This window comes from Paenibacillus sp. MMO-58 (assembly GCF_037146255.1).
GTDB lineage: Bacteria > Bacillota > Bacilli > Paenibacillales > Paenibacillaceae > Pristimantibacillus.
Window position 1 is genome coordinate 205831 of the sequence record NZ_JBBCVY010000001.1, and the last position, 26226, is coordinate 232056.

A 26226-nucleotide genomic window follows, 5' to 3' on the forward strand; every position below is an offset into this window, starting at 1 on the left:
AAGGAGTGGTTAACGAAATGCTTGACGCAAAAACGGTAGAAACCTTAAAATCGACCGCCCCCGTCCTAAAGCAGCATAGTGCTCAAATCGGCAGACGTTTTTAGGAACTGCTCTTTTCGCGGGTTCCGGAATTGTACAATGTTTTTAATCAGACCAATCAGCAATTAGGGCTTCAGCAGGAGGCGCTTGGTTATGTCGTCTACGCTGCAGGAGAGCATATTACCGATCTGGGCTCGCTGTCGGCTGTTATTCGCCGCATAGCGGAGAAGCATCGAGCAATCGGCATTAAACCGGAGCAGTATCCGATTGTAGGCGAGACGCTGCTAATAGCGGTGAAGGACGTGCTAGGCGATGCCGCGACCGACGAAATTATTGGTGCTTGGGGCCGCGCTTATCAATTCATTGCAAATCAATTTATTAGCCTGGAACAAGAACTATATAAAGAGGCGGAGCATCAACCCGGTGGATGGGCGGATTACCGCAGCTTTATTGTAGAGAAGAAGGAGAACCGAGGATATTACCTCATTCTACTTAAGGCCTGAAAACGGTCAACCGGTTGCCCGTTATAAAGCAGGGCAATATTTAACGATTAAAGCAGACGTTCCGGGAGAAGAGTTCACCCATATCCGCCACTATAGTCTATCTGATGCCCCGGGCCATGATTACTACCGGATAACGGTAAAACGCGAGGATGCGCCTCATCATGAGCCTGACGGAATTGTCTCCAACTATTTGCATGAGCATGTTCAGGTAGGCGAAGCTTTGCCGTTTTCCGCACCGGCAGGCGATTTTATTCTAAGGGATTCCGAGCTGCCGATCGTTCTTATAAGCGGTGGAATAGGCATTACGCCGGTGCTCAGCATGTTGAATTCGGTCGTGCAAGAGCAAGCTAACCGCGAGGTTTGGTTTATTCATGCAGCCGCCAATAGCAGTTCCCATGCTTTCAAAGAGCATCTGAGTCAATTAAGCAGCCGCTACTCTAATCTTAAATCGTATGTCTGCTATTCCTCGCCTACCGAGAATGACCGGCAAACCGGAAATTTCGATAGGGAAGGACGTATTGACTTAGACTGGTTGCAATCCATTGTTCCATCCAAAAAAGCCGAGTTTTACTTCTGCGGATCGATTCCGTTCATGGAGGCGATTAATCATATTTTGATCCAATGGGGAGTAGAGCAGGCGCATATTCATTATGAATCCTTTAGCCCTCTAGCCATTCTGAGCGAATAATAGGTTAGAATGGTCTTGATTGTTCTTGAATATTGTATCAAACTAAACTTGACTACAAACTAAAGGAGAGAGAACAGATATGCAATCCGTAGCAGGGAAAGTAGCGTTAATTACAGGAGCAGGGCGTGGTATCGGACGCGCGGTAGCCATTGCGTTCGCGCAAGAGGGCATTCATGTCGGCCTTGTTGGACGAACGCTTGAGAACTTACATAAAGTAGCGGAGGAGCTTAAGCAGTACGGGGTGAAGGTAGCCCTTGCATCAGCTGACGTGGCCGATCTGGCCTCGATTTCCGCAGCGGTCGAGAGCATTCGTGCCGAGCTAGGTGCCATCGACATTCTGATTAACAATGCCGGCATAAGCAAATTCGGCGGTTTCATGGATCTGACGCCGGAAGAGTGGACAAACATCATTGATGTTAACGTCAAAGGCGTGTATTACACGACACGCGCGGTATTGCCTGAGATGATTGAACGCAATACGGGCGATATCGTAAACATTGCGTCCACGGCCGGACAGAGAGGAGCGCCTCTCACAAGCGCCTATACGGCTTCGAAGGCTGCCGTTATCGGTCTCAGCGAATCCTTAATGCTTGAGGTTCGCAAGAATAATATTCGGGTAATCACCTTGACCCCAAGCACGGTTGCAACGGATATGGCTGTGGAGCTAAAGCTAACCGACGGCAACCCTGACAAGGTTATGCAGCCTGAAGACTTGGCGGATTTGATTGTCGCGCAGCTGAAGCTGCACCGCCGTGTCGTATTGAAGCAAGCGGGACTCTGGTCAACCAACCCATAAGGGCGTAATACGAAATAAGAAGCAAGCAAAAGACTGCCGGTATATCGTCAGTCTTTTGCTTGTTGCATACGGAATAGTGTTATATATTCGATATTATTTATAACTCATTCGTAGGCGGAGAGGTGACCATGGCAAATATTAACGATATTGCAAAGCGGGCAGGCGTATCGGTATCAACGGTATCCAGGGTGCTAAATCATAATCCGTATGTATCGGAGGAGAAGCGGGCGGCTGTTCAGCGCGTGATCGACGAATTGGATTACACGCCAAACCGCCTAGCCGTTGATTTAATCCGCCAAGAAACAAGAACCATCGGTGTCATCATGCCCTACAACAACAATCAGGCTTTTGATCAGCTGCTTCACGGCGTCCTTAACCGCTCGGTGGAACACGATTATTCCGTTATGGTGCTGCCTACCAAATACGATCCGGCTAAAGAGCTCCGTTCCTTGGACAGGCTGAAAAATAAACAGCTGGATGGGATTATCCTTACGTCTCGCTCGAATGCATGGGACGCCATCGTCCCGTATTTCAAATACGGGGCCATTGTAGCTTGCGAATATACGGATCATCCGGAGATCGGCTGCGCCTACATGGACCGGTATGCCTCTTTCGTAGACGCCTTCCGATTATTAAAGGAGAAGGGTCATACCCGTGTCGCGTTTACGACGGCAAGAGGTGAAGAGAGCAATAGTACCCGACTGACTTTCAAAGCGTATGAGCATATTTTTGGCGAGCTTTCGCCTGCCTATCATATTAGCGATTGCTACAGCATGGAGGATGGGGTAAGAGCGGCCAAGCAGCTGCTTCATGCCAAGCTGAGACCAACGGCTATCTACGCGAACGGCGATGAGGTTGCAACAGGGATTTTCCAGTATGCAAGGAGCATCCAGCTGGAGGTGCCGGAAGATTTGGCGATCATCGGCCAAGAAAATCAGCCGGTCGGAATCGGATTAGGCTTATCTACGGTTGATCATCAATTGGTGAAGGTCGGAGAGCAAGCCTTTGATCTCATCGTTGAAAAATCCAGGGATAAGATCGAGATCCCGTATCGCATCGTTTTAAGGCAATCGATTTAGCTATTGACCTGAAAAGGATTTCATACTTTAGCCTACAGACAAGAGATTAATTCTAAAGCTGTAGGAGGAAGATAGTTATGTATACGGCCCTTATTTTTGACATTGACGGCACTTTAATCAATACGGAGCAAGCAGTGTTAGGATCTTTGCAGAAGATGCTGAAAGCGTGCTATAACCGGGAGATGGGTCTGGAGGATCTCGCATTTGCGCTGGGGATTCCCGGGACTGTATCGTTGCGTAAACTCGGAATTGGAGACGTGGAGCATGCGAATAAACGCTGGAATGACCTCATGAGGGATTGCCAGCATACGATTCATGTATTTGACGGAATTGGGGAGCTGCTTGCTGAACTTAGGGAGTATCCGGTTCTAAAAGGAGTGGTTACCTCGAAGACGAGTCAAGAGTATCTGGATGACTTTGTCCCCTTTGGTCTTGTTCGCGATCTGCCCTTTGCTTTATGCGCGGATGATACGAATCGGCATAAGCCTCATCCGGAGCCCTTGCTTACCTTTCTTGAAATCTCTGGCGCACGGGCGGACTCAACCATTTATATCGGCGACACCGTATACGACTACGAATGCGCCAGAGATGCCGGAGTAGATTTTGGATTAGCGTTATGGGGATGCAGGCAGCCCGACCTTATTCCCGCGAAGTATAAATTCGAACATCCGAAAGATATACTGGCTCTTATGAATCGTACTTAATGGCAAGGGAGATTGACCTTTCCAATCCCATTGCCAATAATAGAGAAGCAACCCTTAACGCAAGCTGCACCTTATTTTGTCTTCCTAAGGAGATTTACCTTGCATGTCCATACGTTTTAAATTGCTATTATCTTATGCGGCCATGCTGGTCATACCGCTTTTCTCGATCCTGGTTATCAGTCTACTACTGGTTATCTTCTACCAGGGGGATGTGAAGAATCTAAAGGGCGTATATGAAACGACGGAAAACAGGTTTGGTCACGAAGCCGTCGAGCATGCGGTCAAAGAAATCAAACGCACCTCGGTTCGGCATCCCGATTTATTGCTGGACTCGACGTATTTAAATGATATGTCCGCCGATTTGGAGAAGAACGATTCCGGTATCATCGTTAGAAGAAGCGATGCCATCTATTACCGCTCGGAAAATATGGCGCAAAGCCCTCGTCTGGCAGTTGATTTGCCGGAATATGCACGTTCGAATTCTTCAAACGGTTATACGGAGAAAAAAGAAGGAAATACGAATTATGTATTTTTGCAGTTTGACGTCATGTTTAAGGACGAACCGGTAAGCCTGTTTATTATATCGAAGGAAGATCCGCTTACCTACTTCATCCGCAAGTATTTTCCTACTTTATTCGTATGTTCCTTGCTGATTCTGATTATTACTCATGTCCTGCTGACGACTTATATGTCCAAAAACATTATTCGCCGCCTGCAGACCTTGCGGACAGCCGCGCGGGAGATGAAGAACGGAAACCTGGACTTCAAGCTTCAGGTTGAGGGCAAAGACGAGATTGGCCAATTAAGCATGGCATTTGAGGATATGCGTTCGCGCATGCAGGAGTCTATTCAGATCCAAGCGCAATACGAGGTGAACCGCAAAGAGTTGATCGCAAGCATATCGCATGATCTGAGAACGCCGCTTACCGCCATCCGGGGTTATATTGACGGGGTAATGGAGGGTGTGGCGGACACGCCCGAGAAAAGCGCCAGGTACATGAAAACCATCGATGCGAAGGCGGCGGAGCTGGAGCATCTGATCAACGAACTCTTTTTGTACTCCAAGCTTGATCTTAACCGTCAGCCATTCCAGTTTGAAGCGGTAGAGCTCTTGCCTTTTCTAAACGATTTGTCGGAGGAGCTTCAATTCGAGCTTGAGAAAAAATCAATTGCGTTCGAGCCGGATATTGATGTGCCCGCCGGATATTTCGTACGCATGGACAGGGATCAATTCAAACGCGTGCTGAACAATATTATCTCCAATAGCGTCAGGTATATGGACAAACCATTGGCGGTTATTCGGATGAAGGCCTATCTAGAGGGGAATCAGGCAGTCATGAAGATTTCGGATAACGGGATCGGGATGAAGGACAAGGATCTGGAACACATATTCGAACGCTTCTATCGCGTCGACGAATCGCGGAGCAATAAGACGGGCGGCAGCGGGCTAGGGCTTGCCATTGCTAAGCAAATTATGGAGAGCCATAACGGAGAGATAACGGCGGCCAGCAAGTGGACTGCCGGTACAACCATCAGCTTGAGTTTGCCTATTCATTCAAGGGAAGGAGGACGGAAATGATAAAATCGGTTTTGCTTATTGAAGACGATACGTCGATTGCGGAGCTTCAGCGGGATTATCTGGAGATTAACGGATTTGAAGTGCAGGTAGCCGCGGATGGGGAAGCGGGTCTGGAAATGAGCTTGTCCGGTCTTTATGATCTGGTTATTCTGGATCTGATGATGCCCAAGATGAACGGGTTTGAGGTTTGCAAGAAAATAAGGGAGAAGCAGGACATTCCGATTCTTATCGTCACTTCACTCCATGACGATATTGACGTTATTCGGGGGTTAGGGCTTGGCGCTGACGATTACATTACCAAGCCGTTTAAGCCAGCGGAGCTGGTTGCAAGAGTAAAGGCCCATCTGGCCAGGTATGAGCGGCTGGTTGGCAAAAAGGATGTCAAAAACATTATTCAAATCCGCGATCTGTATATCGATCCGGATACGCGCAAGGTGTATGTGAATGACGAGGAAGCCGTATTAACAACGAAAGAATTTGATCTGCTGTACTTCCTGGCGAGCCACCCCAATAAAGTATTCAGCAAAGAGCATCTCTTTGAACGGATTTGGGGAGTTGACGCGCTTGGGGATATGCAGACGGTTACCGTGCATATCCGGAAAATTCGCGAAAAAATCGAAAAGGACTCTGCTTCCCCCGTCCATATCGAAACAGTGTGGGGGGCCGGCTATCGCTGCAGAGGGTAAAAAGAAGTCTGATCCGGGGATCAGGCTTTTTTCTTTTCTTCATAATAGTTAATAAAAATTTAATCGAATATTCACGGCTCGTTGAGATCTTCGCCTTACATTAGGAGAAGTTTAATTAAGGCATGATTTACGAGAGGAGTAGTTATTCCGTTATGCAAAACATTCTTACAGCCGTCGTTCAGGGCATCATAGAAGGATTAACCGAATTTCTTCCGGTGTCTTCAACGGGCCATTTGATTTTGTCCGGAAAGCTGTTGAACTTTACCGGCGACAAAGCGGATACCTTTGAGATTATTATACAGCTTGGAGCCATTCTGGCAGTTGCCGTTATTTATTGGCGGAGAATATTAAACCTTCTGGGAATAAAGGGACTAACGCCGGAGATGACTGGTGATCAGCAGGATAAGCTGCCGGGTAGACTTAATCTTCTTCATATTATTCTTGCCTGCATGCCCGCGATGGTATTGGGGCTAGTTCTGCACTCGTTTATTACATCGTATTTATTCTCCGCTTACACCGTGCTTGTAGGCTTGGTTTTCGGAGGGATCTTTATGCTGTTCGGCGAGAGCAGCAGCAAGTCTTCTGTCCAATCCGCCGGGGTGGATCAGATTACCTATAAGCAGGCTGTTTATATCGGATTATTTCAATGTCTGGCGCTTTGGCCCGGCTTCTCGCGCTCGGGGGCGACAATTGCAGGGGGACTGTTAGCCGGTGTTGGCTATAGAGCGGCAACAAACTTCTCGTTCCTGATTGCGATTCCGATGATGGTAGCCGCCAGCGGGTTCGAGTTATTAAAAAGCTACAACACCTTAACAGCTTCGGATGCGGTATTTTTTATTACCGGCTTCCTGGTCGCTTTTGTGGTGGCTCTAATTGCGGTTATTACGTTCTTGAAGCTACTTGAACGCTTCAAGCTTGCGCCTTTTGCCTATTATCGCTTTGCGCTTGCGGCCGTCTTTCTGGTATACCTGCTGGTTACGGGCAACTAATCGCTCTATTTCATATTCTCGGAGGGAGGTGCGGCAAATTGCATAGTGTTATCGATTGGATATCGAATATAGCGGTTCAGCTTATCGATGCGGTGGGCATTTACGGGATCTTTATCGGCATGGTGCTGGAGAGTGCCTGTATACCGATTCCAAGCGAAGTTATTTTGCTTAGCGGAGGCTTGGCTGCGGCAAACGGTACCCTATCGTGGCAGGCAGTCGTTATTGCGGGCGTCCTTGGCAATGTGGCGGGCTCAATAATAGCTTATTATGTCGGAGCGCTTGGCGGAAGAAAAGTTCTGGATAAGTACGGTAAATATGTTTTCTTTAAAAATTCGCATCTTATTCAAGCCGAGCGGTGGTTCGACCGATATGGAGCAAGCAGTGTGTTTTTTGCGAGAAATCTTCCTTTTATCCGCACTTTTATTTCGCTTCCGGCCGGTATAGCTCAGATGAAGTTTTCCAAGTTCCTGTTGTTCACCTTCTTAGGCTGTATTCCATGGAATCTGGCCTTGGCATATGCCGGATACAAAGGTGGAGCTAATATCGATTTACTGGAGAAATACATGCATCCGGTCAGCTATGCGATTGCGCTTCTGGTTGCGGGAGGGCTGGTGTATTGGTTATTCCTTAAGAAGCGGCTTCGGTTATGACCGGCCGCTGCTTATAACAGCAGTCAGGATGAATACGGGTATAAACGCGTTGGCCATGCCGTCACTTTGGAACGGGTTACTCTTGGTCCTGAAAAGGAACAGGGCATTGAAATCCGGAATGCTCCCAGATTAAAAACAGGTGACTATAGGGCGGAAATACGATTCCGGCATTTCAAGGAGTCCCAAGAAGATCAAATGGATTTTACGGTACCCCGTCCGGATCCAGGTCAAGCAAGTCCAACTCGTATAGGTAACATTCATATTCGTATTAGGGAGTATGCGTTTATCCTTTTTATTTTCCTGATGTTAATGATTGGGGGAGTAGTTAGGCGTAACGGAAATCGATAGAAAAATCACAACGGCTGCCGGGCATCACGTATGACGGCAGCCGTTTTTATTAGCCACTGAATAACCCGGATATTGGAAGCGAAAATATTTTTTCGCGAATGAACAATTCCGCCCATACCGGAGTCTTTCCCTATATAGACAGGAGAGGGGAGTTCATAATGAAGCGACTTATAGAAGCTGTTATGCAAAGATCAGCCATTATTTTAATTAGCGTTGTATTAATCTTGGCGTGGGGGGCCGTATCGGCGCTGCAAATGCAGAGGGATTATCTTCCCGGCATCAATAACACAACCTTAATGGTGTCCCTGCGCGCGTCTTCTTATCAAGCAGACCAAATCAAGCGGGACATTACGGCGCCGCTTGAGGATGCGATCCGCAAGACGAACGGAATAACGAACTTGGAGACAACCTCGTATGACGGCGGGGTATTAATGAATATTTATTATCCCATGGACTACGATATGGGCAAAGCCGAGAACGCCATCAAGCAAGCGTTAAACGATGCGGCGCTGCCTGACGGCGTAAACAAACCCGCTGTAACCAGGCTGACGTCCAGTACTTTTCCGATCTTGAGTTACAGCCTTACGTCAAACAGCAGCAAAATCGATGATTTAACATTGCAATCCGCTACCCAGACCGATATCGTTAACCAATTAAAATCCGTTCCCGGTGTTTCCGACGTCCAGACCGTAGGGGGGGCAAACAAAGGTTATGTCGTTGTGCTCCGCATGAAGGATCTTGTGGCGAATAATCTGACTCTCGACGATTTCAATAAATCCATTACGGCAGATGTTCCAAGTCTGCAAGGAAATATCGCGAATATCAAAGCGTCGTTCCCGATCAAGGTTGAAGGCTGGGATCTGACGGAAGATCAGTTAAGCAAGCTTACGATTAAAAATAAAGACGGAAACAGCGTTCCTTTATCCACAATTGCTGCCGTATATCCGTCTTTGACGGATGTAAAAACCGTTTCCCGCACGAACGGGAAAGCCAATGTTATGCTCAATGTCATTAAAACGCCAACTGCAACCATCAATGATGTGGCGAAGCAGGTCAAGCATCGCGTGAATCAGATCCCGGTTGTTCAGAGCGGGGACGTCAAGATGGAATTGCTCACCGACCGCGCACATGATCTGAACAGTTCTCTGTTGGGACTTGTCCGGGAAGGATTACTAGGCTGCGTGTTCTCCATGCTTTGCGTCTTATTCTTCTTCCGGAATGTGCGTTCTACCTTGTTGATTGCCGTTACGCTGCCAATCTCCCTGCTCGCAACAACGGCCGTATTGAAAGCAATGGGCATTACGCTGAACATTTTAACGGTGTCCGGACTTATCGTTGCGATGGGCCGGATTGTGGATGATGCCATTGTCATTCTGGATAATATGTACCGGAGAATTCAAGAGAACAAAGACAAGCCGGTTCTTGGCGTCCTTTCCGCTGCGGTTGTTGAGATGCTGCCGGCGATTTTCGCATCAACCGCAACAACGATAGCCGTATATGTTCCTATAGCTTTGGTAGGCGGCATTATCGGGGCTACCTATTCCGGTTTTGCCTGGTCGGTAGTTATTGCCCTAACCGTATCGTTCCTTGTCGCGATGATTGTCATCCCAACCTTTGCGATGATGGGTTGGAGCAACCCGAAGGCGGAAGCGGTAACGCTGGAGCCGCTTATGAAGCCATTGCTTCTGTCGGCACTAAAGCGCAAAAAAGCCGTGGTAAGCATCTCGCTCGTCCTGTTTGCGGCAGCGGCAATCTTTGGATCGCAGCTTCCATTCAGCCTGCTTCCAAGCACCGCAAGCGGGCAGGTAGCCGTCAAGGTGGAGCTTCCGAAGGGCACCCCTTTGTCGGAAGTCGATAAAGAAGTCAAAGTCGTCGAGAACGAACTTCAACATAATGCCGGCATTGCTTCCTATACCGCTACTTTCGGCTCCAGTTTTACGCCTACGGCAGACGATGTATTTGACCAGGGCGGCGGATTTATCCAGCAGCCAAACGTAGCCAATCTTTCCATTCAACTGAAAGACAAGAAGAGCGTTAAGGCATTTATTCCTTCTTTGCAGTCGGATTTGAATAAGGTGTCGGGCCAAGGGGCGATCACGGTCACTAATCAGAATATTGCCGGCGATGACTCAACGATCAAGATCATGTTAACCGGCGCGGACCAGCTGACGCTAGAAAAAACAGCCGGGCAAGTACGCGCGAAGCTGGTTCAAATTCCGGGACTTAGCGTGACCGGCCAGACGGACCTAACGAACGGTAATCCGAAATACGAACTCTCGATAGATAAAGAAAAGGCGCTTGCTGCCGGAATCGATCCGGATGAGGTCAATAAGCTGCTGCTTAGATATACCTCCAAAGCAAAGGACTTTGATATCTCGACATCAACGGGAACAGGTACGATTCCGGTGGATGTGTATATCGATTCGGTCAAAGAGGGAGCAGCGACCGGCCAATCCGTGCCGGTGTATTCGCCGGAACAGGTACTTGCCTCCTTAGCGGCAGAGACTGTTAAAGGCAGCGGCGGGAAAGCTTACCGGCTCGATTCCTTTGTAACCATGCAAAAAAGCGATGCTTTATCTTCCATTCAGGAGCGGGATGGCGAGCCGGTGTCTGTCGTTCAGGCTCAGATTACTTCGAGCAATATGAGCAAGGTATCCAAAGACGTGGATAACACCTTAAAGAATCTGCAGCTTCCGGAAGGAGTAAGCTATTCGCTTGGCGGAATTACACAGCAGGTCACGCAGATGATTATCGAGATTGTTATTGCGGTTGCCGTTTCCATCTTGCTTGTGCTGCTTATTACAAGCATGGTATTCAAAGGCTGGAAGGCGCCGATTGCCGTATTGCTAAGCATTCCGCTTGCTTTGTCCGGCATCGTCATCTCTTTGTACGCAATTCATGGACAGTGGAACCTCGCGGCATTTATCGGCGTGTTGATGCTCACGGGGATTGTCGTTACGAACGGTATTGTGCTTATCGATAAGATCGAGCGGAACCGAAAAGAAGGAATGGAGCTTCGCGACGCGGTTATTCAGGGCAGCTTGTCCAGGGTTCGTCCAATCTTTATGACGGCCGGCACCACGATCTTGACCTTGATTCCTCTGGCGCTCTCGCATAGCTCGGATACGGTTATTTCTCAGGTGCTTGGCATTGTCGTTATTGGAGGCATGATTACCTCCACATTAAACAGCTTCTTCATGATTCCGATTATTTACGAGTGGATGCAGGGCAGAGCTGTACGAAAATCCTAATCCTTCATCAGGATGAACAGCCGATATCCGGTTCACAATAATGGAAGAAGCAAGGGGGTATGCACCATCGATATCGCAGCATGGCTTGAACAGTATGGTTACGGAATTATATTTCTCTCATTATGCCTTGAAATGCTGGCCTTGCCTCTTCCTGGTGAGATTATGATGAGCTATGCGGGAATGCTCGTATTTGAGAAGAAATTGAGCTGGCTTCTTAGCATTCTGACCGCATCAGCCGGTGTTACAACCGGAATAACGCTTTCCTACTGGATCGGTTATTGGTTAGGCAAACCGTTTATTGCGAAATACGGGCACCGGTTCCATATGGGTGAGGAGCAAATGGAGCGCTTAACGGTCTGGTTTGAGAAATATGGCGATAAGTTGTTGTTTATCGCCTATTTCATACCGGGGGTCAGGCATATTACGGGTTACTTCTGCGGAGTAACCCGAATGCCGTTTCGGCGGTATGCGATTTATGCTTATTCCGGGGCTGTCTTTTGGGTCAGCTTATTTATCTCGCTCGGAAAAGTGTTAGGGCCTAAATGGGAAGCGTACCACTCCACGGTGAACCGTTATTTGATTATCTTTGCGATTGCTTCGGGTCTGCTGTTTTTGTTATACAATCTCTTGAAAAAGTACAAGTACCGTATCATCTCGTTCCTGCTGGACATGGTCGGCGGAGGTGTACGCCAGGTACGGTCATTGGGAAAAGCGAAATATTTGGTGCTCGCTTCCTTTACCGCATTCGTATTATTGCTCTCGCTTATGTTCGGAATGATTCAAGATTATGTTGCGCAGGAATTCGGGAAGTTTGATGAAGTGACTTATTACTTGGTCTTGATGATAATCGGCTCCGGCTGGCATGATCTGATGGAAGACTTCCTGCAGATAGGCAGCATATATCTTTATGCCCCGGTGATTGCCCTTACCCTGATCGTTATTCGATTCAAAGGGGATAACAAGCTCCTGGAAATATTATTTATGTGCTGGACGATAGCTGGAGGTGTCGTTCTAAATGAAGGGCTTCGCATGGTCTTTCATCGGATAGGTCCGGTCTCTTCCGGTATTCCCATCATGAACACCTTTCCCAGCGAGGATACCTTTACGGCGGTTACCGTATTGGGGTTCTGCGTGTTTCTGATTTTGCGGCATTACAGCGAGGAAGTCATTCATTTTGTCCTGATTGCAGCCGCGGCGCTTTTATGCTTCTTGTTAGGAATCAGCCTCATCTATTTCAACCTGCAATATCCAAGCGATGTAGCCGCAGGTTATGTATTTGGCGGGGTTTGGGTAAGTCTAAACGTTCTAATGCTGGAAGTGAGGCGGAAACTGCAGCGAAGCAGAGTAAGTATAGCTTAAGTTATGGGTCAGGTTTGTTTCGGTAGGAGTTGAATGCGCGAGTGGCGAGCGAGGAACTTAAATCTATCATTCTTCAAGCTAAATCCGGTGATCAAGAGGCGTACGCAGCGCTTGTGAAGCGGTATAAAGGGCATGTTTACAGGCACGCCCTCGGGATGCTGGGGGATCGGATGGACGCCGAGGATGCAGCGCAGGAAGCGTTTATTAAAGCATTTTATTCCTTATCCTCATTAGATACCGCTTATGCCTTCTCATCCTGGATCCTCCGGATTACTTCCAATCTATGCAAGGACAGATTGAAGAAGCGTGCAAAGGCTCTTGAACAAGAGCTGAAGGAAGGTCACAATGAAGATATTGCCGATCCTCATTTGCCGGATACCTTGGAGAAAGTATCCCTTGCGGACGGGCTCGGCAGAATTAGCGCGGATCATCGCGAGGTTCTTCTGCTGCATGAGGTGCAGGGGTACTCCTATGAAGAGATTGCAGCCATATTGGAGGTTCCGCTTGGAACCGTTAAATCGCGGCTATTTGCTGCGAGAATAAATTTACGAAATGAATTACGAAGGGAGGATTAAATGTGGAACGGCATATGAAAGAGCAGCTTTCAGCCTACCTTGACGGGGAATTAAGCCAGGCAGAGAGGAAGGAGGTTGAAGCCCATTTAGAAACCTGCGAGACCTGCCAGGAGCTCTTGGAGGATTTCCTTCAGCTCAAAGATCATTTTGTCCTTTCCTTCAGCACGGTTGAAGCACCAGACAATTTGGAATCGCAGGTTATGCGTTCTTTAAGGATAAGGACATCAGCTGCGGAGAAATATGCGGGCTTGCTTATTTTCCTCTGCATACTGATTCCATTCGTTATCTTATATGCGTTGGCAGGCACGGTCATCATGAAGCTAGTGCACGGATTTTCCAAGTTTATGATCACTCTGATGTACGCGGCATCGCATTATATCCTTAGCATACCCGTCTTGTCGGGAATGACGATCCTCCTATCCTTATCTATCCTTGCCGTTTCTGTCTACTCGTTAAGACGGCTGCTTCATACAACAGTAAGCTGAAAGGTCTGAATGTCTTGCGAAAATCGATCTATGTGATAGGATTCCTTTTACTCCTTATGATCTTGGTACCGGGGGTTGCTTCGGCAAGTAGTATATTCGAGCATCAGAATACAACCGTGCCCGGGGAGCAGACGGTAGACGATGTATATGTAGTTGGCGGGGATGCGGATGTGCTTGGTCACGTGAAAGGGGTAGTCGTTGTCATCAACGGCAGCCTGCATATCGGCAGCACTGCCAAGATTGATGGCGTTGTTGTGGTGATCGGCGGGGAAGTAAATCAGGATCCGGGAGCTGTATTAGGCGATGATTTATACGACATATCTCTCGACAATGCCACGCAAAACAGTCTGCTGCTTGGAAGCGGCATTGTTGCCGGCCTATGGGTGGTGCAGCTTGCGGGAAGCTTGCTCCTTGTTCTAGTTCCGGTACTAATTAGGCTTCTGGGGAAGAAAAAGATGGCTTCCTTCACGGAGCGGTTCCAATCTGTTCCGTTGGGACGCCTTCTCTCTGCAGGATTTCTTAGCGGCATAGCGATAGCAGCCCTTAGCCTGCTGCTGCTTGTTACGGTTGTTGGCATACCGGTGTTGATCCTTGTGCTGATTGCGGCTATAATCGCTGTGGCTTTGGGCTTAACCGTGATAAGCTATAGGATTGGCGATAGAATCAAATGGTCGGAGCCGCGGCCGGATTGGCTCAAGGTGTTGACCGGGGCAGCTTTGTTAGCCGCCTTTTCCAATATTCCTATTATCGGCTGGCTCCTCTTTTTGGCGGCCGCAATGTTCTCGATTGGTATCAGTACGTTATGGATTGCGGGAATGCGTAAAAGAAAAGCTTAATCCTAACACGGCGGCAGTCGGTCACTATGACTGGCTGCCTTATTTTTGCGAAAAAAAAGGATTGATCTTGCGAACAAATTTTAGGTAAAATATGGATGTTGTATGAGGAGGGATTTTATTTTGTCCATTGTGGTTGTCATCGTTATTGTAGCGGCTGCCTTCATCATCATATCGAACGTGATGGGAACCTCCAATTCAAGAGGGAAGCGGTCCAATGGGAGATATAGATCGGGACATTCCTCGGCGGATCCGAATTTGCATTCTCCAATCGTAAACAACCATTCGGATGATCATAACCACCGCCATCACCATCACGGCCAGCATCATGATCATCATCATCACCATAATGATCATGGAAGCAGCCCTTCTTCAAGCGATTCCTCCTCGGGATCCGATTCGGGAGGCGGAGGAGGAAGCAGCGATTAACAAAAAGAAGCTCCCCTCTAGGACAATCAGGCAGTCAACCTGTTCCTTTATGGGGGAGCTTTTTTTCTTCCAGCATCTTCTTAAGAAAAACTTAAGGTTTTTCCTCAGGTTTTATTAAATAGTTTTTCTTATCCTATAGCTTAGATTGCACAGGAGGAGAAGGGAGAACATTTCTCTATGGACCGGAAAGTAAAAATCGGTATCTTGCGGCGGTATGAGAGCTATTGCTACCAGATTTGCCATTATCTTATCCAGCAAGAGCCCTATGCTTCCCAAGCAGCGAAAGAGGCCTTGCTCAGCGTTGCCGTCGATGCTTGCTTTTTTACGGATTCCGACGAAACGCGAAGGGATAAGATCCGCCGCACCAGCATCCGTATGTCCTTGTTATGGCAAGGTAATGGATTTAAGAATAAAACTCAACCTTTAACATAACCGTAGCTTTAAATAAATCACCATCGGTCTCGAGCGTTAGGCGGCCCCCGTGAAGGTCGATAATCGATTTCGCGATCGCCAGCCCAAGGCCGGATCCTTCCGTATGGCGTGAAGTATCTCCTCGTTTGAAGCGCTCGAAGAGTTCGTCTGCGTTATCGTTGATTTCGAACTTCGATACGTTCTTGAAAATAATCGCAACCTCTTGATGGTCAGTCAGCTGCACCGAGATATAGGCACGCGTATGGGCAAGAGAATACTTCAGCATATTCCCGATCAGGTTATCGAATACCCGCCACAGCTTTTGCCCGTCTGCCGAGACATAGACCGGTTCCGTCGGCAGAGAGAAGCGGAACTGAATATCTGAGCTGTCCATTCCTTCTTTATATTCTGCCAGCGCCTGCTGCATAAGCTGAACCAGATCCGTTTGCTCCAGCAGCAGATTCGCATTGCCGCTAGTCATGGTCGATACTTCGAACAGATCGTCTATCATCGTCTTTAACCGCTTCGATTTCTGGTCAATAATCTCGGCGTAAGCCGTCCGTTCTTCCGTAGATGCATCCCCGGACTTAAGCAGTCCCGCATATGTAATAATAGAGGTGAGGGGAGTCCGCAGATCATGACTAACATTGGTAATGAGTTCCGTCTTCAGCCTCTCGCTCTTAGCTTGTTCGTTTTGCATGATGCGGACGCCTTGTCTGAGAGCGTTAATATTGTCTGCCAATGAAGCAAGCACGCCGCTTCCCGATGGGGGAACCGCCTCCGGCATCCGGCCGGCTGCCAGCTCATCTGCAGCGAGGGCAAGCCGGTTCAAATATCCGAGCTGTCTGATGGACAGCATAAACGCGGCAACTCCAGCAACCGCCATAATTAGAGCCAGCAGGAAGTAGAAAGAATCGCTGTAGTAGAAGTAAGCGACAGCCGCCCATCCTCCGGCAAAACCCATTCCGGCAAATATAAAAGCGAATAAGAAGAGCCTTACTCCGGTGCTTTTGTATAGGAAGGAGTTCTTTACTTGTGTCGTTATTTGGGCGACGCCAGCTTTTGCACGAGTAAATGCTCGATTCAATAGGGAGCGCGCCCACTCAGTTTTCACCTCGTTCCAGCTCCGCATTCCGTTAGCTAGAAGCTTCCCCTGCTGAATGGTCAAGGCCAGGCCAATCGCCGCAACTACGAATGCAATAAGCAGCTTGCCGGAATAGAGCAACGGCGATTGAAACAGGGAAGGATAATAGCCCGCCGAATTCACAAGTACACCTGCAACAAGCGCGGAGGTTCCGATGAACAATGCGCTCCTTATATCTATTGGCAGCTTGTTATAGATGTTAGACCCAGTGCCTGTCTCAACACGGATAGACAAAACGCGTTTCAATCGGGCTGCGCCTACAATAAGCAAAATACCGCCAACCAGGACATAGGCGAACAGGGAGAACTGCTCCCATCGATATTGCTTGGCCAATTCCTGCTGGGGACTGTTTCTCGGAACCGCGATCCAGCCCTGATATGGCAGGAGGGAGGAATCCAGCAGCTCATGTGCTCCGATCAAGTCATGCAGCGAATTTGTAATATCTACGGTATAGTCCGTTACATATACATGACCATCGGAATATAGTTCATTCCGCGCAGCCTGTTCATTTTGAGCGTTTAGGCTGGAATGGACAACACCTGAAGACGAATTCCATAAGTAATAGTCGAACTGGTCATGGAAATGGTTGATTTCCGAACGGTAGGCTTCCCGTAGCCTGTAGTAGCTGTCTATACGCTGCTCCTTGTTTTCTCTTACGAGAGCGGTGACCCGGTCGTCATCCTGGAACAACTTCATAAGATCGGCTGTCTTGCGTTCTCTTTCCGCTTTGTAATAATCGGCGGCCGTGTTGTTGTCGACGGCAAGCGCGTCTTGAATGAGGGGTTCGTATTCGTCCCGGATTGCATTAAGCTGTTCGGTAAGAGGACCAAGCTGATTGCGGTAATCCCCGATGTCTTCTCTTTCCACCGTGATGGCGGATTTGGCTTCCTGCTTCGAAATCGAATTAAGCTCGAATAAGTTCAACGTGGCAGCGAATTGATCCAGTTGCGCTCGGAACTCTTGCGTATGGAAATAATCACGGTGAAGGTAGCGGCTGCCTTGATTCAATAAGGTTAAAGGCCCGCTTAGGCCAATAACCAGCAAGAGTGCACAGAGGACAACATGTGTCCTATTTTTCCATTTTGTATCCAATACCCCACACCACTTTCAGATATCTTGGGTTTTTTGGGTCAATTTCTATTTTTTCACGGATTTTCCTGATATGGACGGCCACCGTATTTTCGGCGTTATAGCCCGGCTCCTTCCAGACTCGTTCATAAATGTCATGGATCGAGAGGACTCGTCCTACATTTGTCATGAGCAGCTCCACGATTTTGAACTCGATGGGTGTCAGCTTTACGGCTTCGCCGTTCACCGACACTTCCTTAGCCTCCTGGTCGAGCACGAGACCACGCAGATTAATGATCTTTTTTGCCCCTTCATAGGAGCCGAAGGTGACATATCTCCTAAGCTGGGATTTCACCCGAGCAACAAGCTCCATGGGGTTAAAAGGTTTGGTCATATAATCGTCCGCCCCTACATGGAGTCCCAGTATCTTGTCGCTGTCCTCGCTTTTGGCGCTTAAGATAAGAATCGGAAGATTGCGCTGCTCACGAATTTTATAAGTTGCCGTTATACCGTCGAGTCGCGGCATCATAATATCCAGGATGATAAGATGCACCGAATTGGAATCCAGCATCTCCAATGCTTCCAATCCGTCCTTCGCCTTTAACACGGCAATGCCCTCCTGCTTCAAATAAATTTCAATGGCATCGCGTATTTCTTTATCATCATCAACCACCAGAACCACGCGTTGCTCCATCGCATTCACCCCCTCTATAATATCTTTTCACTCATTATAATTGGAAAATCTTAATATCCGGTGTTCAAATTTATGAAGAACTTCTTAATTTCTCGGTCAGCATAGATAGTCCAAGTTTAATAATCCTTAATTACTTTGACACATAGAGTAATTTCGGTTAGTATTACTCTATCAGACAGAATAGTTAGGCCAAGGAGGGCTCAGTATCATTAGGAGCGACATTATTCGCGGGCATTTGGATCCCATAATCCTACGCCTGATCCTCGAGAAGGATCGGTACGGATATGAAATTTCTAAAGAGATCAGCCTGCGAACGAAGGACAGATTCCAGATTAAAGAAGCGACCTTGTATGCGGTATTTCAAAGACTGGAGAACAAAGACCTTATCGAGTCTTATTACGGTGATGTTTCTCATGGGGGACAGAGGAAATATTACCGAATAACAACGCTTGGCAAGGCTTACTTACGGGAAATGGTTAAAGAATGGGAAGAAATCAAGGGAATTATCGACGTGTTCATGGAGGGATTGAATTGAAATCGATAAAGCAGCATGTAGACGAATTGTTTAAGGGAATTCCGGAGAGCGAGAAGAAGAAAGTGATCAAACAGGAAATTGTGGCCAATCTCCAGGAGAAGGTATTCGATCTGATGGAGCAGGGGAAGGAAGAAGAGGATGCCATCAATAAAGCGATTGTCGAGTTCGGAGACATCGAGGAGATTAAGCAGCAGCTTGGACACAAGCTTCCTACTAGAAGGAACAATGCCAAATTAAATCTTGGCTTCTCGATCTGGGGCAGCCTTCTGATTATCGCGCTTGTTGTATTCGTGAATTTCTACTATACACCGGATGTAATTTGGTTCGTTTACCCGACATTTGCCGTTCTTTGGTGGCCGTTGTCCATGGTGTTTAATTGGTTGCGCTTAAGGTGAGGAGGTCGACCTAATGATAGATAGGCAGCAAGTTGGATTTGCCGCAGTTGGCAGCTTGATGAGTATCTTGTTTTTTATGATCGTCAATTTTTTAACATCTCCAAGTGAAATTTGGTTTATTTACCCGGCCTTTGTATTATTGTTCTGGCCGCTAAGTCTGGCTTCTGTTAGAAAGGGCTATTACAGGCTGTACTCCGTGCTCGGAAGTCTGCTTGTCATCGTCTTTCTGCTTACGCTCAATTACATGGAATCTCCCGAGTTTCCGTGGTTCGTTTACGCCATGTTTCCATTCGTCTGGTGGCCGGTAACGATATATAGCGGATCCAAAGCAAAGACGTTAACATTCGCCATAATCTCGGGCATAAGCTTGACGATTTATTATGCGATCCTGAATGCTGTAATGTCACCTGAATATCCTTGGGCGATTTATCCTACCTTTGCCGTAATCTGGTGGCCGCTCGCTTTGTATTATGTCCGGAAGAAGCAGTACTACCCGTTTTCCATCTCCGCCAGCGCGCTGATGATTGCCTTCTTTATTACGGTTAACCTGGTTTCTTCGCCGGATACTATCTGGGCGATTTATCCTATCTTCGCCATTTTATGGTGGCCGCTTAGCATGTACTACTTTGGGGACAAAAGAATAAAGCGTTGATGTACCAACAAATAAACGAAGTCCATGGGGACAGAGGGGAACAACTATGCCTACTCCAACTGTACGTCAACTAAAAAAGGACATGGCTCCTTATGAAAAATCGCATGCCAGGACCAGCATTCTACAGATCTTGAATACCATTTTGCCGTTTGTGCTGCTTTGGTATTTGGCCTATTGGGCGCTTGATATATCCTATTGGCTTACGCTTGCTCTTTCCGTTGTCGCAGCCGGTTTCGTCATTCGGATCTTTATCCTTTTTCACGATTGTTGTCATCAGTCGCTGTTCAAAAGCAAGAGGCTGAACGAAATCGTAGGGACGATTACGGGCATTCTTACCTTTCATCCTTATCATCAGTGGAAGCATGCGCACTCGATTCATCATGCTACTAGCAGCAATTTAAATAAACGGGGAACCGGGGATGTGTGGATTCTAACGGTAGAGGAGTATTTAACTTCTTCCTTCTGGAAGCGTTTGGGGTACAGACTGTACAGGAACCCTTTCGTAATGTTTGTTCTTGGGCCTTTCTACACGATGCTCATCGAGAACAGGTTCAACCGGAAAAATGCCAAAACAAAAGAACGACTCAATACGTATTTGACGAATCTGGGTCTTGCGGGATTAGCCGCGCTGCTGTGCTATACGATTGGATGGCAAGCCTTCCTGCTGGTTCAAATTCCGATCTTCTATCTCTCCGGAGCAGCCGGGATCTGGTTGTTTTATGTCCAGCACCAATTCGAAGATAGCTACTTCGAAAAGGAAGAGGATTGGGACTATGTGAAGGCAGCGGTAGACGGAAGCTCTTATTACAAGCTGCCCAAGCTGCTTCAATGGCTGACAGGGAATATCGGTTTTCATCATGTCCATCACCTCAGTCCAAGAGTACCGAATTATTACTTGGAAAAAGCGCATGAGAAGACGCCTGCCTTGCATAAGGTGACTACGATAACGATAGCCTCCAGCCTGCAAGCGATACGTTTTCGCCTATGGGATGAGGCCAACAAGAGATTTGTGGGATTCAAGGAGATTCGTCTAATGAAACAAGTCGTCAAACAATAGCTCGAATGAATAATAAAACCTCTTCCCACAAGGAGAAGAGGTTTTTTGTTGTTATTATTCTTGATCTGCTAAATCCTACACGCCTTGAGCGATCATCGCGTCGGCAACTTTTACAAAGCCGGCGATGTTAGCGCCGATAACAAGGTTGCCAGGAACGCCGTATGTTTCGGATGCTTTCATGCTCGCGGAATAAATGTTGTGCATGATTTGTTGGAGCTTGGTATCTACTTCCTCAAGCGTCCAGGACAGTCTTGCGCTATTTTGCGCCATTTCCAGAGCCGATACGGACACGCCGCCTGCATTTGCCGCTTTCGCAGGAGCGAACAGTACTTTGTTGTCCAGGAAGACATCGATAGCTTCCAGCGTGGAAGGCATGTTGGCACCTTCGCCAACCGCTTTTACGCCATTATTGACAAGCAGCTCAGCCGAAGCCTTGTCAATCTCGTTCTGCGTTGCGCATGGAAGTGCGATATCGCAGGCAATCGACCAGATGCCGGAGCAGCCTTCAACGTAGATTGCGTCCGGATGCTCAAGAACATAATCTTTACATCTGCGGTTTTCGACTTCTTTCAGGCGTTTAAGAGTATCGAGGTTAATGCCGGCTTCGTGATAGATATAACCGCTGGAATCGCTGCAGGCTACAACTTTCGCGCCGAGCTGAATCGCTTTTTCGATGGCATAGATGGATACGTTGCCCGAGCCGGAAACAACTACCGTGCTTCCGTTGAAGCCGAGGCCTACGCTCTTCATCATTTCTTCAACGAAGTATACGGCTCCGTAGCCCGTTGCTTCTTTACGGCCAAGGCTGCCGCCGTAACCGATCCCTTTACCTGTCAGAACGCCGGCTTCGTAAGCGCCGACCAATTTTTTGTATTGGCCGAACATGTAGCCGATCTCTCTAGCGCCAACACCGATATCGCCTGCCGGTACGTCTGTATCCGGGCCGATATGCTTGCTGAGCTCCATCATGAAGCTTTGGCAGAAGCGCATGATTTCCAGATCCGATTTGCCTTTAGGATCGAAGTCGGAGCCGCCTTTACCGCCGCCGATCGCTTGACCGGTCAACGAGTTTTTGAAGATTTGCTCAAACCCGAGGAACTTGATAATGCTGGCGTTTACGGATGGATGGAAGCGCAGGCCGCCTTTGTAAGGACCGATGGCATTGCTGAATTGAACGCGGAAACCGCGGTTAACTTGTACTTTGCCTTTGTCATCCGTCCAAGGGACGCGGAAAGAAATAATACGGTCCGGCTCAACCAGGCGGTCGAGGACGGCATGCTCGATATATTTCGGCTGCTGAGCGAGTACGGGAATCAGGGACAAGAATACTTCCTTCACAGCCTGGTGGAATTCAACTTCGCCCGGATTGCGTTTTTGCACGGTTTCAAACAGATCATCAATATAACTGTGGGCAGCTTCTGTGTTCGCTTGTTCAACTTCTTTTACGATACTCATCGCGGTAACACTCCCTCAAGGTTTGTAGGAAAACTTATTCATTTCTCTTTTTTAATTTAGTAGTTTAATATTAATATTAAATATTTAATCGCAACAATATTCAGATAGGATAAAGTTGATGCGTTTTGCGCATGAAGGATAGGGTGAGTTTAGTGGAAGTTAGACAAATGCGATATTTTATGGAAGTTGCGAAGAGAGAGCATGTGACTGAAGCCGCCAATGTCCTGCATGTCGCACAATCCTCGGTCAGCAGGCAGCTGGCTCAATTGGAAAGCGAATTAGGGGTCGATTTATTTATTCGGAATGGACGGAGAGTTAAGCTGACGCCGATAGGGAAGATTCTGCTGCAACGCGTGGAACAAATGCTTCATATGATGAACGAGGCCGAGCGGGAAGTAAAGGAATATTTGGATCCGGAAAAAGGAGTCGTTCGAATCGCGTTCCCGATCAGCTTGGCCGCGCATGTCCTGCCAAAGGCGATTTACGCCTTTCGCAAAAAGTATCCGGAAGCCAAGTTTCAGATGAGACAAGCCCTTTACGCCGATTTGATTGACGGTGTTGTCAACGGCGAATTTAATTTGGCTATGATTGCCCCGCTGCCGGAAGAGGATAAACATATTCAGCAAAAGCTTTTATTTACGGAACGGATTGTAGCGCTGCTGCCCATCCATCATCCGCTTGCCAAGCGGTCCAGCATAAAGCTGTCGGAGATGAAAGATGAGTCCTTCGTCACGCTCCCGGAAGGGACAATTTTCCGTAAAATTGTACTGAATGCCTGCCAAGAAATAGGCTTCACGCCCCATATCGCGTTCGAAGGGGATGACATCGATGCGTTGAAAGGACTGGTATCGGCGGGCCTCGGGATTGCCCTTATGCCTGACGTTACCTTGGTGGAAAACATTCCGCAATCGACAGTGAAAATTCCGCTGGCAGATCCCACGGTTACGCGAAGCATAGGGGTCATCTGTCCGACCCAGCGCAAGCTGCTTCCGACGGAGCAATTGTTTTACCGCTTTCTTACCGAGTTTTATACGCCGGACTACAAGCTGTAACATCGGCCGAAATAATAAAAAGGTATTGAAAAACTCCTTGATAACCAAGGAGTTTTTGTGTTTTTCTTAATTTATTAGGATCATTATTTGAGAATGAACGATGGCTGTTATGGTAAGAATACCATTACCATAAATGGAGATTAGAGGATAGGAAATGACTGATGATTTGATAACCGATTGTCGGGATGTGGTCCAGTTAAAGAAGATCATAAGCCAATCGAGCGATTATAAATCGATTCATGTTTTCGCGGGCGGCCAACAGCTGAATATCTGCTATTTCAGTACATTGATTGACGCGAAGTCCCTTCAGACGAATGTCATTCATTCTTTGCAGAACCGCGCTCTGGACTCGGAGCTTGAGCGTCTTGAGGATATTAAAAACTGGATTCCGATTGAGGACGTGGAAATATCAGACCGGGTAGAAGACATTCAAGCCAAGCTGTTAAAAGGCTGCGTTATAGCTTCGTTCACCCAAGACGACAGTAAATATGCGATTATCTCTATCGCAACGGTTGAAGGAGTACGCCAAAACAACGATACCGAAAATGAATTCAGCGTTGTTGGACCAAAGGTAGGATTCGTGGAAAGTCTGGATACGAATATCGGATTATTGCGATCTCAGGTTAACATTCCTAACCTGGTTGTGAAAGAAATCCTGGTTGGAACAACGTCCAAAACAAGAGTCGCCATCGTTTATATCGAGGGGATAACGAATAAGGAATACGTGCAAACCATTGAACAAAGGCTGGAGGCCATCGACTATGATGTTATTTTCGATACCTCCCAGCTGGACCAGTTTATCTCGGACAATTCGATAACGCCATTCCCTTTATTCCTGTCCACGGAACGGAGAGACCGCGTCGTCTACGCGCTCATTACGGGTCAAGTGGCGGTTATTAGCGACGGATCGCCTTATTTCATTACAGGTCCTTCCACCTTATTTGATTTTTTTAATTCCCCCGAAGATTATTATCTGCCTTGGATACTGGGGTCTTTCTTCCGATTGATCCGTATTTTTGGCGTCATTTTTTCGTTGTTTGCAACCTCCATGTATATCGCGATCACCACTTTTCATTATGAGGTAATCCCAAGGGATTTGCTGGAACCGCTTATATACTCCAGGAGAAATGTCCCGTTTCCGCCGCTGCTTGAAGTGTTGTTCCTGGAGATTACAATCGAGTTTCTCCGGGAGGCCGGCGCCAGGCTTCCGACAAAGATCGGTCAGACTTTAGGTATCGTTGGCGGTATCGTCATTGGTCAAGCTACGGTTTTGGCCGGTTTAACAAGCAATATTCTGGTTATTATCGTCGCCTTCTCGGCGCTCGCTTCGTTCGCCACGCCGATCTATAAGATGTCGAACGCAATCCGCTTTTTGCGGTTCCCCATGATTCTTGCGTCTTCGATATGGGGAGCTCTGGGAATGTTAATCGGGATTGGTTTTCTGCTTGTCCACTTAACCCGTCTGACCTCGCTTGGCGTTCCGTATATTGTACCGATTAACCCTTTAAGAATCCGGGATTTGAAAGACAGCTTTATACGCCCGTCCTATCAATTTAGTAACAAGAGACCAAGCTACTTAAGAACGGAGTCGACGGTCAGGTACAAGCCGAACAAGGTGAAAAAACAGAATAATCTCGATAGAGAATGACTTAAGAAAGCGGGAATGATGGAGTTGAGAAGCAAGGCTTTCCTGATTATTATTCTTAGCGCGCTGCTTACAGCATGCGGCGATACGAACATTGTCAATAACATTAAATTTGTTCAAACCATAGGGTACGATGCCGTCGATACCGGGGTAACCAGTAGTGCTGTTATAGCCAATTACGAAGAACAAGGAAAATCGAAGCTGGAATTTTATGTGACGGAGTCCAAATCCGTATATGACAGCGTGCCAAAGCTTAACATGAAGCTTGACTACCCGGTTAAATTCGGGCAGCTTAGGATGGCGCTATTCGGAGACAGCTTTGCACGCAAAGGGATCAATACAGCAATCGAAAGCTTGATCCGCGACCCCAGAATATCTTCTAGAATGCATCTGGGCGTCGCGGATAGAGATGCCCTAGAGTTGCTGAACGTAAAAGAGAATAGGCATGATCCCTATTTTTTGTCCGATATGATCGAACAAAATATCAAGTATGGAAATTTGCCCAGGATGAATCTTCACTTGACGTTTTTTAATTATTATGGCATCGGCCGGGATTTCTTTCTTCCTCATTTCACTATCGAACGAAACGAGATCAAGCTCGATGGGATCGCCCTGTTTAAAGGCGATAAATTCAAAACCAAAATTGGTATAAAGGATTCCTTTTTGATGAAGCTGTTGCTGGAAAATTCATTAAACGGGAGTATTATGGTTCCGGTAAAAGGACCGAATCAAACACGTGATGAGTATTTCCTGATGAACAGTATCCATTCTAAAACAAAATATAAAGTGATTCATACCGGCCCTCCGGCTTCCATTGACATTCGTGTGGAGCTTAACGCTCAAGTAAAGGATGTCCCTCAATGGATTGATCTTTCTTCAGAGGATCAATTGGCATTACTTGAGAAAAGCATAGAGGCATATTGCCAGAATGAGATTCGAGACCTTATTTCGTTATGCAAAAGAAATGACGTAGATCCTCTGGGCCTGGGGGACCTGATAAGAAGCAGGTCGAAGGAGTGGAAGCCTCAAGAGTTTCAGGAGCAATATAAAGCATTAACAACGGCAGTAAGCGTAAAAGCTCGTATCATCCGTACGGGCGCAGGCGGCTAGCGCTGCAAAGCAATG

Annotated in this window: 24 protein-coding genes and 1 pseudogene; 22 read left to right on the forward strand and 3 right to left on the reverse strand. The window is 47.5% G+C overall.

Annotated elements, in window-relative coordinates:
- The first annotated feature begins 131 nt into the window (after positions 1-131).
- The 15 genes and pseudogenes from hmpA (at position 132) to WFJ73_RS00920 (ending at position 15425) form a co-directional block, all read left to right on the forward strand.
- Positions 132-1230 (forward strand): annotated as a pseudogene (gene hmpA, locus WFJ73_RS00850) (NO-inducible flavohemoprotein).
- A gap of 79 nt (positions 1231-1309) precedes the next feature.
- Entirely contained in the window at positions 1310-2026 is a 717-nt protein-coding gene (locus WFJ73_RS00855) for a 3-ketoacyl-ACP reductase (RefSeq protein WP_336771074.1), read from the forward strand.
- Positions 2027-2154: 128 nt separating this feature from the next.
- The gene (locus tag WFJ73_RS00860) at positions 2155-3105 is read left to right on the forward strand and encodes a LacI family DNA-binding transcriptional regulator (protein WP_336771075.1); all 951 of its coding nucleotides are present in this window, start codon (positions 2155-2157) and stop codon (positions 3103-3105) included.
- Positions 3106-3182: 77 nt separating this feature from the next.
- The gene (locus tag WFJ73_RS00865) at positions 3183-3809 is read left to right on the forward strand and encodes an HAD family hydrolase (RefSeq protein WP_336771076.1); all 627 of its coding nucleotides are present in this window, start codon (positions 3183-3185) and stop codon (positions 3807-3809) included.
- 103 nt (positions 3810-3912) lie between these two features.
- On the forward strand, positions 3913-5388 hold the full coding sequence (locus WFJ73_RS00870) for a sensor histidine kinase (RefSeq protein WP_336771077.1): 1476 nt from the start codon (positions 3913-3915) through the stop codon (positions 5386-5388).
- Positions 5385-6074 (forward strand): response regulator transcription factor, encoded by a 690-nt coding sequence (locus WFJ73_RS00875; RefSeq protein WP_336771078.1) that lies wholly within the window; start codon positions 5385-5387, stop codon positions 6072-6074. Before WFJ73_RS00870 ends, WFJ73_RS00875 begins: the two co-directional genes overlap by 4 nt.
- A 152-nt stretch (positions 6075-6226) precedes the next feature.
- On the forward strand, positions 6227-7063 hold the full coding sequence (locus WFJ73_RS00880) for an undecaprenyl-diphosphate phosphatase (protein WP_336771079.1): 837 nt from the start codon (positions 6227-6229) through the stop codon (positions 7061-7063).
- 38 nt (positions 7064-7101) lie between these two features.
- Complete coding sequence (locus WFJ73_RS00885) at positions 7102-7713, forward strand: DedA family protein (RefSeq protein WP_336771080.1); 612 nt, start codon at positions 7102-7104, stop codon at positions 7711-7713.
- 506 nt (positions 7714-8219) lie between these two features.
- Positions 8220-11312: an efflux RND transporter permease subunit gene (locus WFJ73_RS00890; protein ID WP_336771081.1), complete on the forward strand. Its 3093-nt coding sequence runs from the start codon at positions 8220-8222 to the stop codon at positions 11310-11312.
- Positions 11313-11420: 108 nt separating this feature from the next.
- The gene (locus WFJ73_RS00895; RefSeq protein ID WP_336772103.1) at positions 11421-12671 is read left to right on the forward strand and encodes a VTT domain-containing protein; all 1251 of its coding nucleotides are present in this window, start codon (positions 11421-11423) and stop codon (positions 12669-12671) included.
- A gap of 41 nt (positions 12672-12712) precedes the next feature.
- A complete protein-coding gene (locus WFJ73_RS00900) occupies positions 12713-13246 on the forward strand; it encodes an RNA polymerase sigma factor (RefSeq protein WP_336771082.1) in 534 nt (177 codons plus the stop codon).
- 2 nt (positions 13247-13248) lie between these two features.
- Entirely contained in the window at positions 13249-13731 is a 483-nt protein-coding gene (locus WFJ73_RS00905) for an anti-sigma factor family protein (RefSeq protein ID WP_336771083.1), read from the forward strand.
- A gap of 56 nt (positions 13732-13787) precedes the next feature.
- On the forward strand, positions 13788-14567 hold the full coding sequence (locus WFJ73_RS00910; RefSeq protein ID WP_336771085.1) for a hypothetical protein: 780 nt from the start codon (positions 13788-13790) through the stop codon (positions 14565-14567).
- A 120-nt stretch (positions 14568-14687) separates the two neighbouring features.
- Positions 14688-14993 carry a hypothetical protein gene (locus WFJ73_RS00915; RefSeq protein WP_336771086.1) on the forward strand — a complete coding sequence of 102 codons (306 nt, stop codon included), beginning with the start codon at positions 14688-14690 and terminating at the stop codon, positions 14991-14993.
- A gap of 177 nt (positions 14994-15170) precedes the next feature.
- Positions 15171-15425, forward strand: coding sequence for a hypothetical protein (locus tag WFJ73_RS00920; protein ID WP_336771087.1), 255 nt, complete (start codon positions 15171-15173; stop codon positions 15423-15425).
- Here WFJ73_RS00920 and WFJ73_RS00925 read toward each other — a convergent pair.
- Positions 15397-17556, reverse strand: coding sequence for a sensor histidine kinase (locus WFJ73_RS00925; RefSeq protein ID WP_336771088.1), 2160 nt, complete (start codon positions 17554-17556; stop codon positions 15397-15399). The genes WFJ73_RS00920 and WFJ73_RS00925 overlap by 29 nt on opposite strands.
- A gap of 61 nt (positions 17557-17617) precedes the next feature.
- Entirely contained in the window at positions 17618-18310 is a 693-nt protein-coding gene (locus WFJ73_RS00930) for a response regulator transcription factor (RefSeq protein ID WP_336771089.1), read from the reverse strand.
- A 205-nt stretch (positions 18311-18515) separates the two neighbouring features.
- On the opposite strand from WFJ73_RS00930, the gene WFJ73_RS00935 reads away from it, so the two are divergent.
- The 4 genes from WFJ73_RS00935 to WFJ73_RS00950 are packed head-to-tail and all read left to right on the forward strand — an operon-like array spanning position 18516 to position 20949.
- Positions 18516-18845: a PadR family transcriptional regulator gene (locus WFJ73_RS00935; RefSeq protein WP_127496115.1), complete on the forward strand. Its 330-nt coding sequence runs from the start codon at positions 18516-18518 to the stop codon at positions 18843-18845.
- Positions 18842-19240 carry a permease prefix domain 1-containing protein gene (locus tag WFJ73_RS00940; RefSeq protein ID WP_127496082.1) on the forward strand — a complete coding sequence of 133 codons (399 nt, stop codon included), beginning with the start codon at positions 18842-18844 and terminating at the stop codon, positions 19238-19240. Before WFJ73_RS00935 ends, WFJ73_RS00940 begins: the two co-directional genes overlap by 4 nt.
- Positions 19241-19253: 13 nt before the next feature.
- A complete protein-coding gene (locus WFJ73_RS00945; RefSeq protein WP_336771090.1) occupies positions 19254-19892 on the forward strand; it encodes a hypothetical protein in 639 nt (212 codons plus the stop codon).
- 46 nt (positions 19893-19938) lie between these two features.
- The gene (locus WFJ73_RS00950) at positions 19939-20949 is read left to right on the forward strand and encodes a fatty acid desaturase (protein ID WP_336771092.1); all 1011 of its coding nucleotides are present in this window, start codon (positions 19939-19941) and stop codon (positions 20947-20949) included.
- 75 nt (positions 20950-21024) lie between these two features.
- On the opposite strand, the gene gdhA is transcribed toward WFJ73_RS00950, so the two are convergent.
- Positions 21025-22404, reverse strand: a complete 1380-nt coding sequence (gdhA, locus tag WFJ73_RS00955) for an NADP-specific glutamate dehydrogenase (RefSeq protein WP_127496079.1) — start codon at positions 22402-22404, stop codon at positions 21025-21027.
- A 152-nt stretch (positions 22405-22556) separates the two neighbouring features.
- Between gdhA and WFJ73_RS00960 the strand changes: the two genes are divergently transcribed.
- The 3 genes from WFJ73_RS00960 (at position 22557) to WFJ73_RS00970 (ending at position 26211) form a co-directional block, all read left to right on the forward strand.
- Positions 22557-23456: a LysR family transcriptional regulator gene (locus WFJ73_RS00960; protein WP_336771093.1), complete on the forward strand. Its 900-nt coding sequence runs from the start codon at positions 22557-22559 to the stop codon at positions 23454-23456.
- Positions 23457-23610: 154 nt separating this feature from the next.
- Entirely contained in the window at positions 23611-25104 is a 1494-nt protein-coding gene (locus WFJ73_RS00965; RefSeq protein WP_336771095.1) for a spore germination protein, read from the forward strand.
- An 18-nt stretch (positions 25105-25122) separates the two neighbouring features.
- On the forward strand, positions 25123-26211 hold the full coding sequence (locus WFJ73_RS00970; protein WP_336772104.1) for a Ger(x)C family spore germination protein: 1089 nt from the start codon (positions 25123-25125) through the stop codon (positions 26209-26211).
- Positions 26212-26226 lie beyond the last annotated feature (15 nt).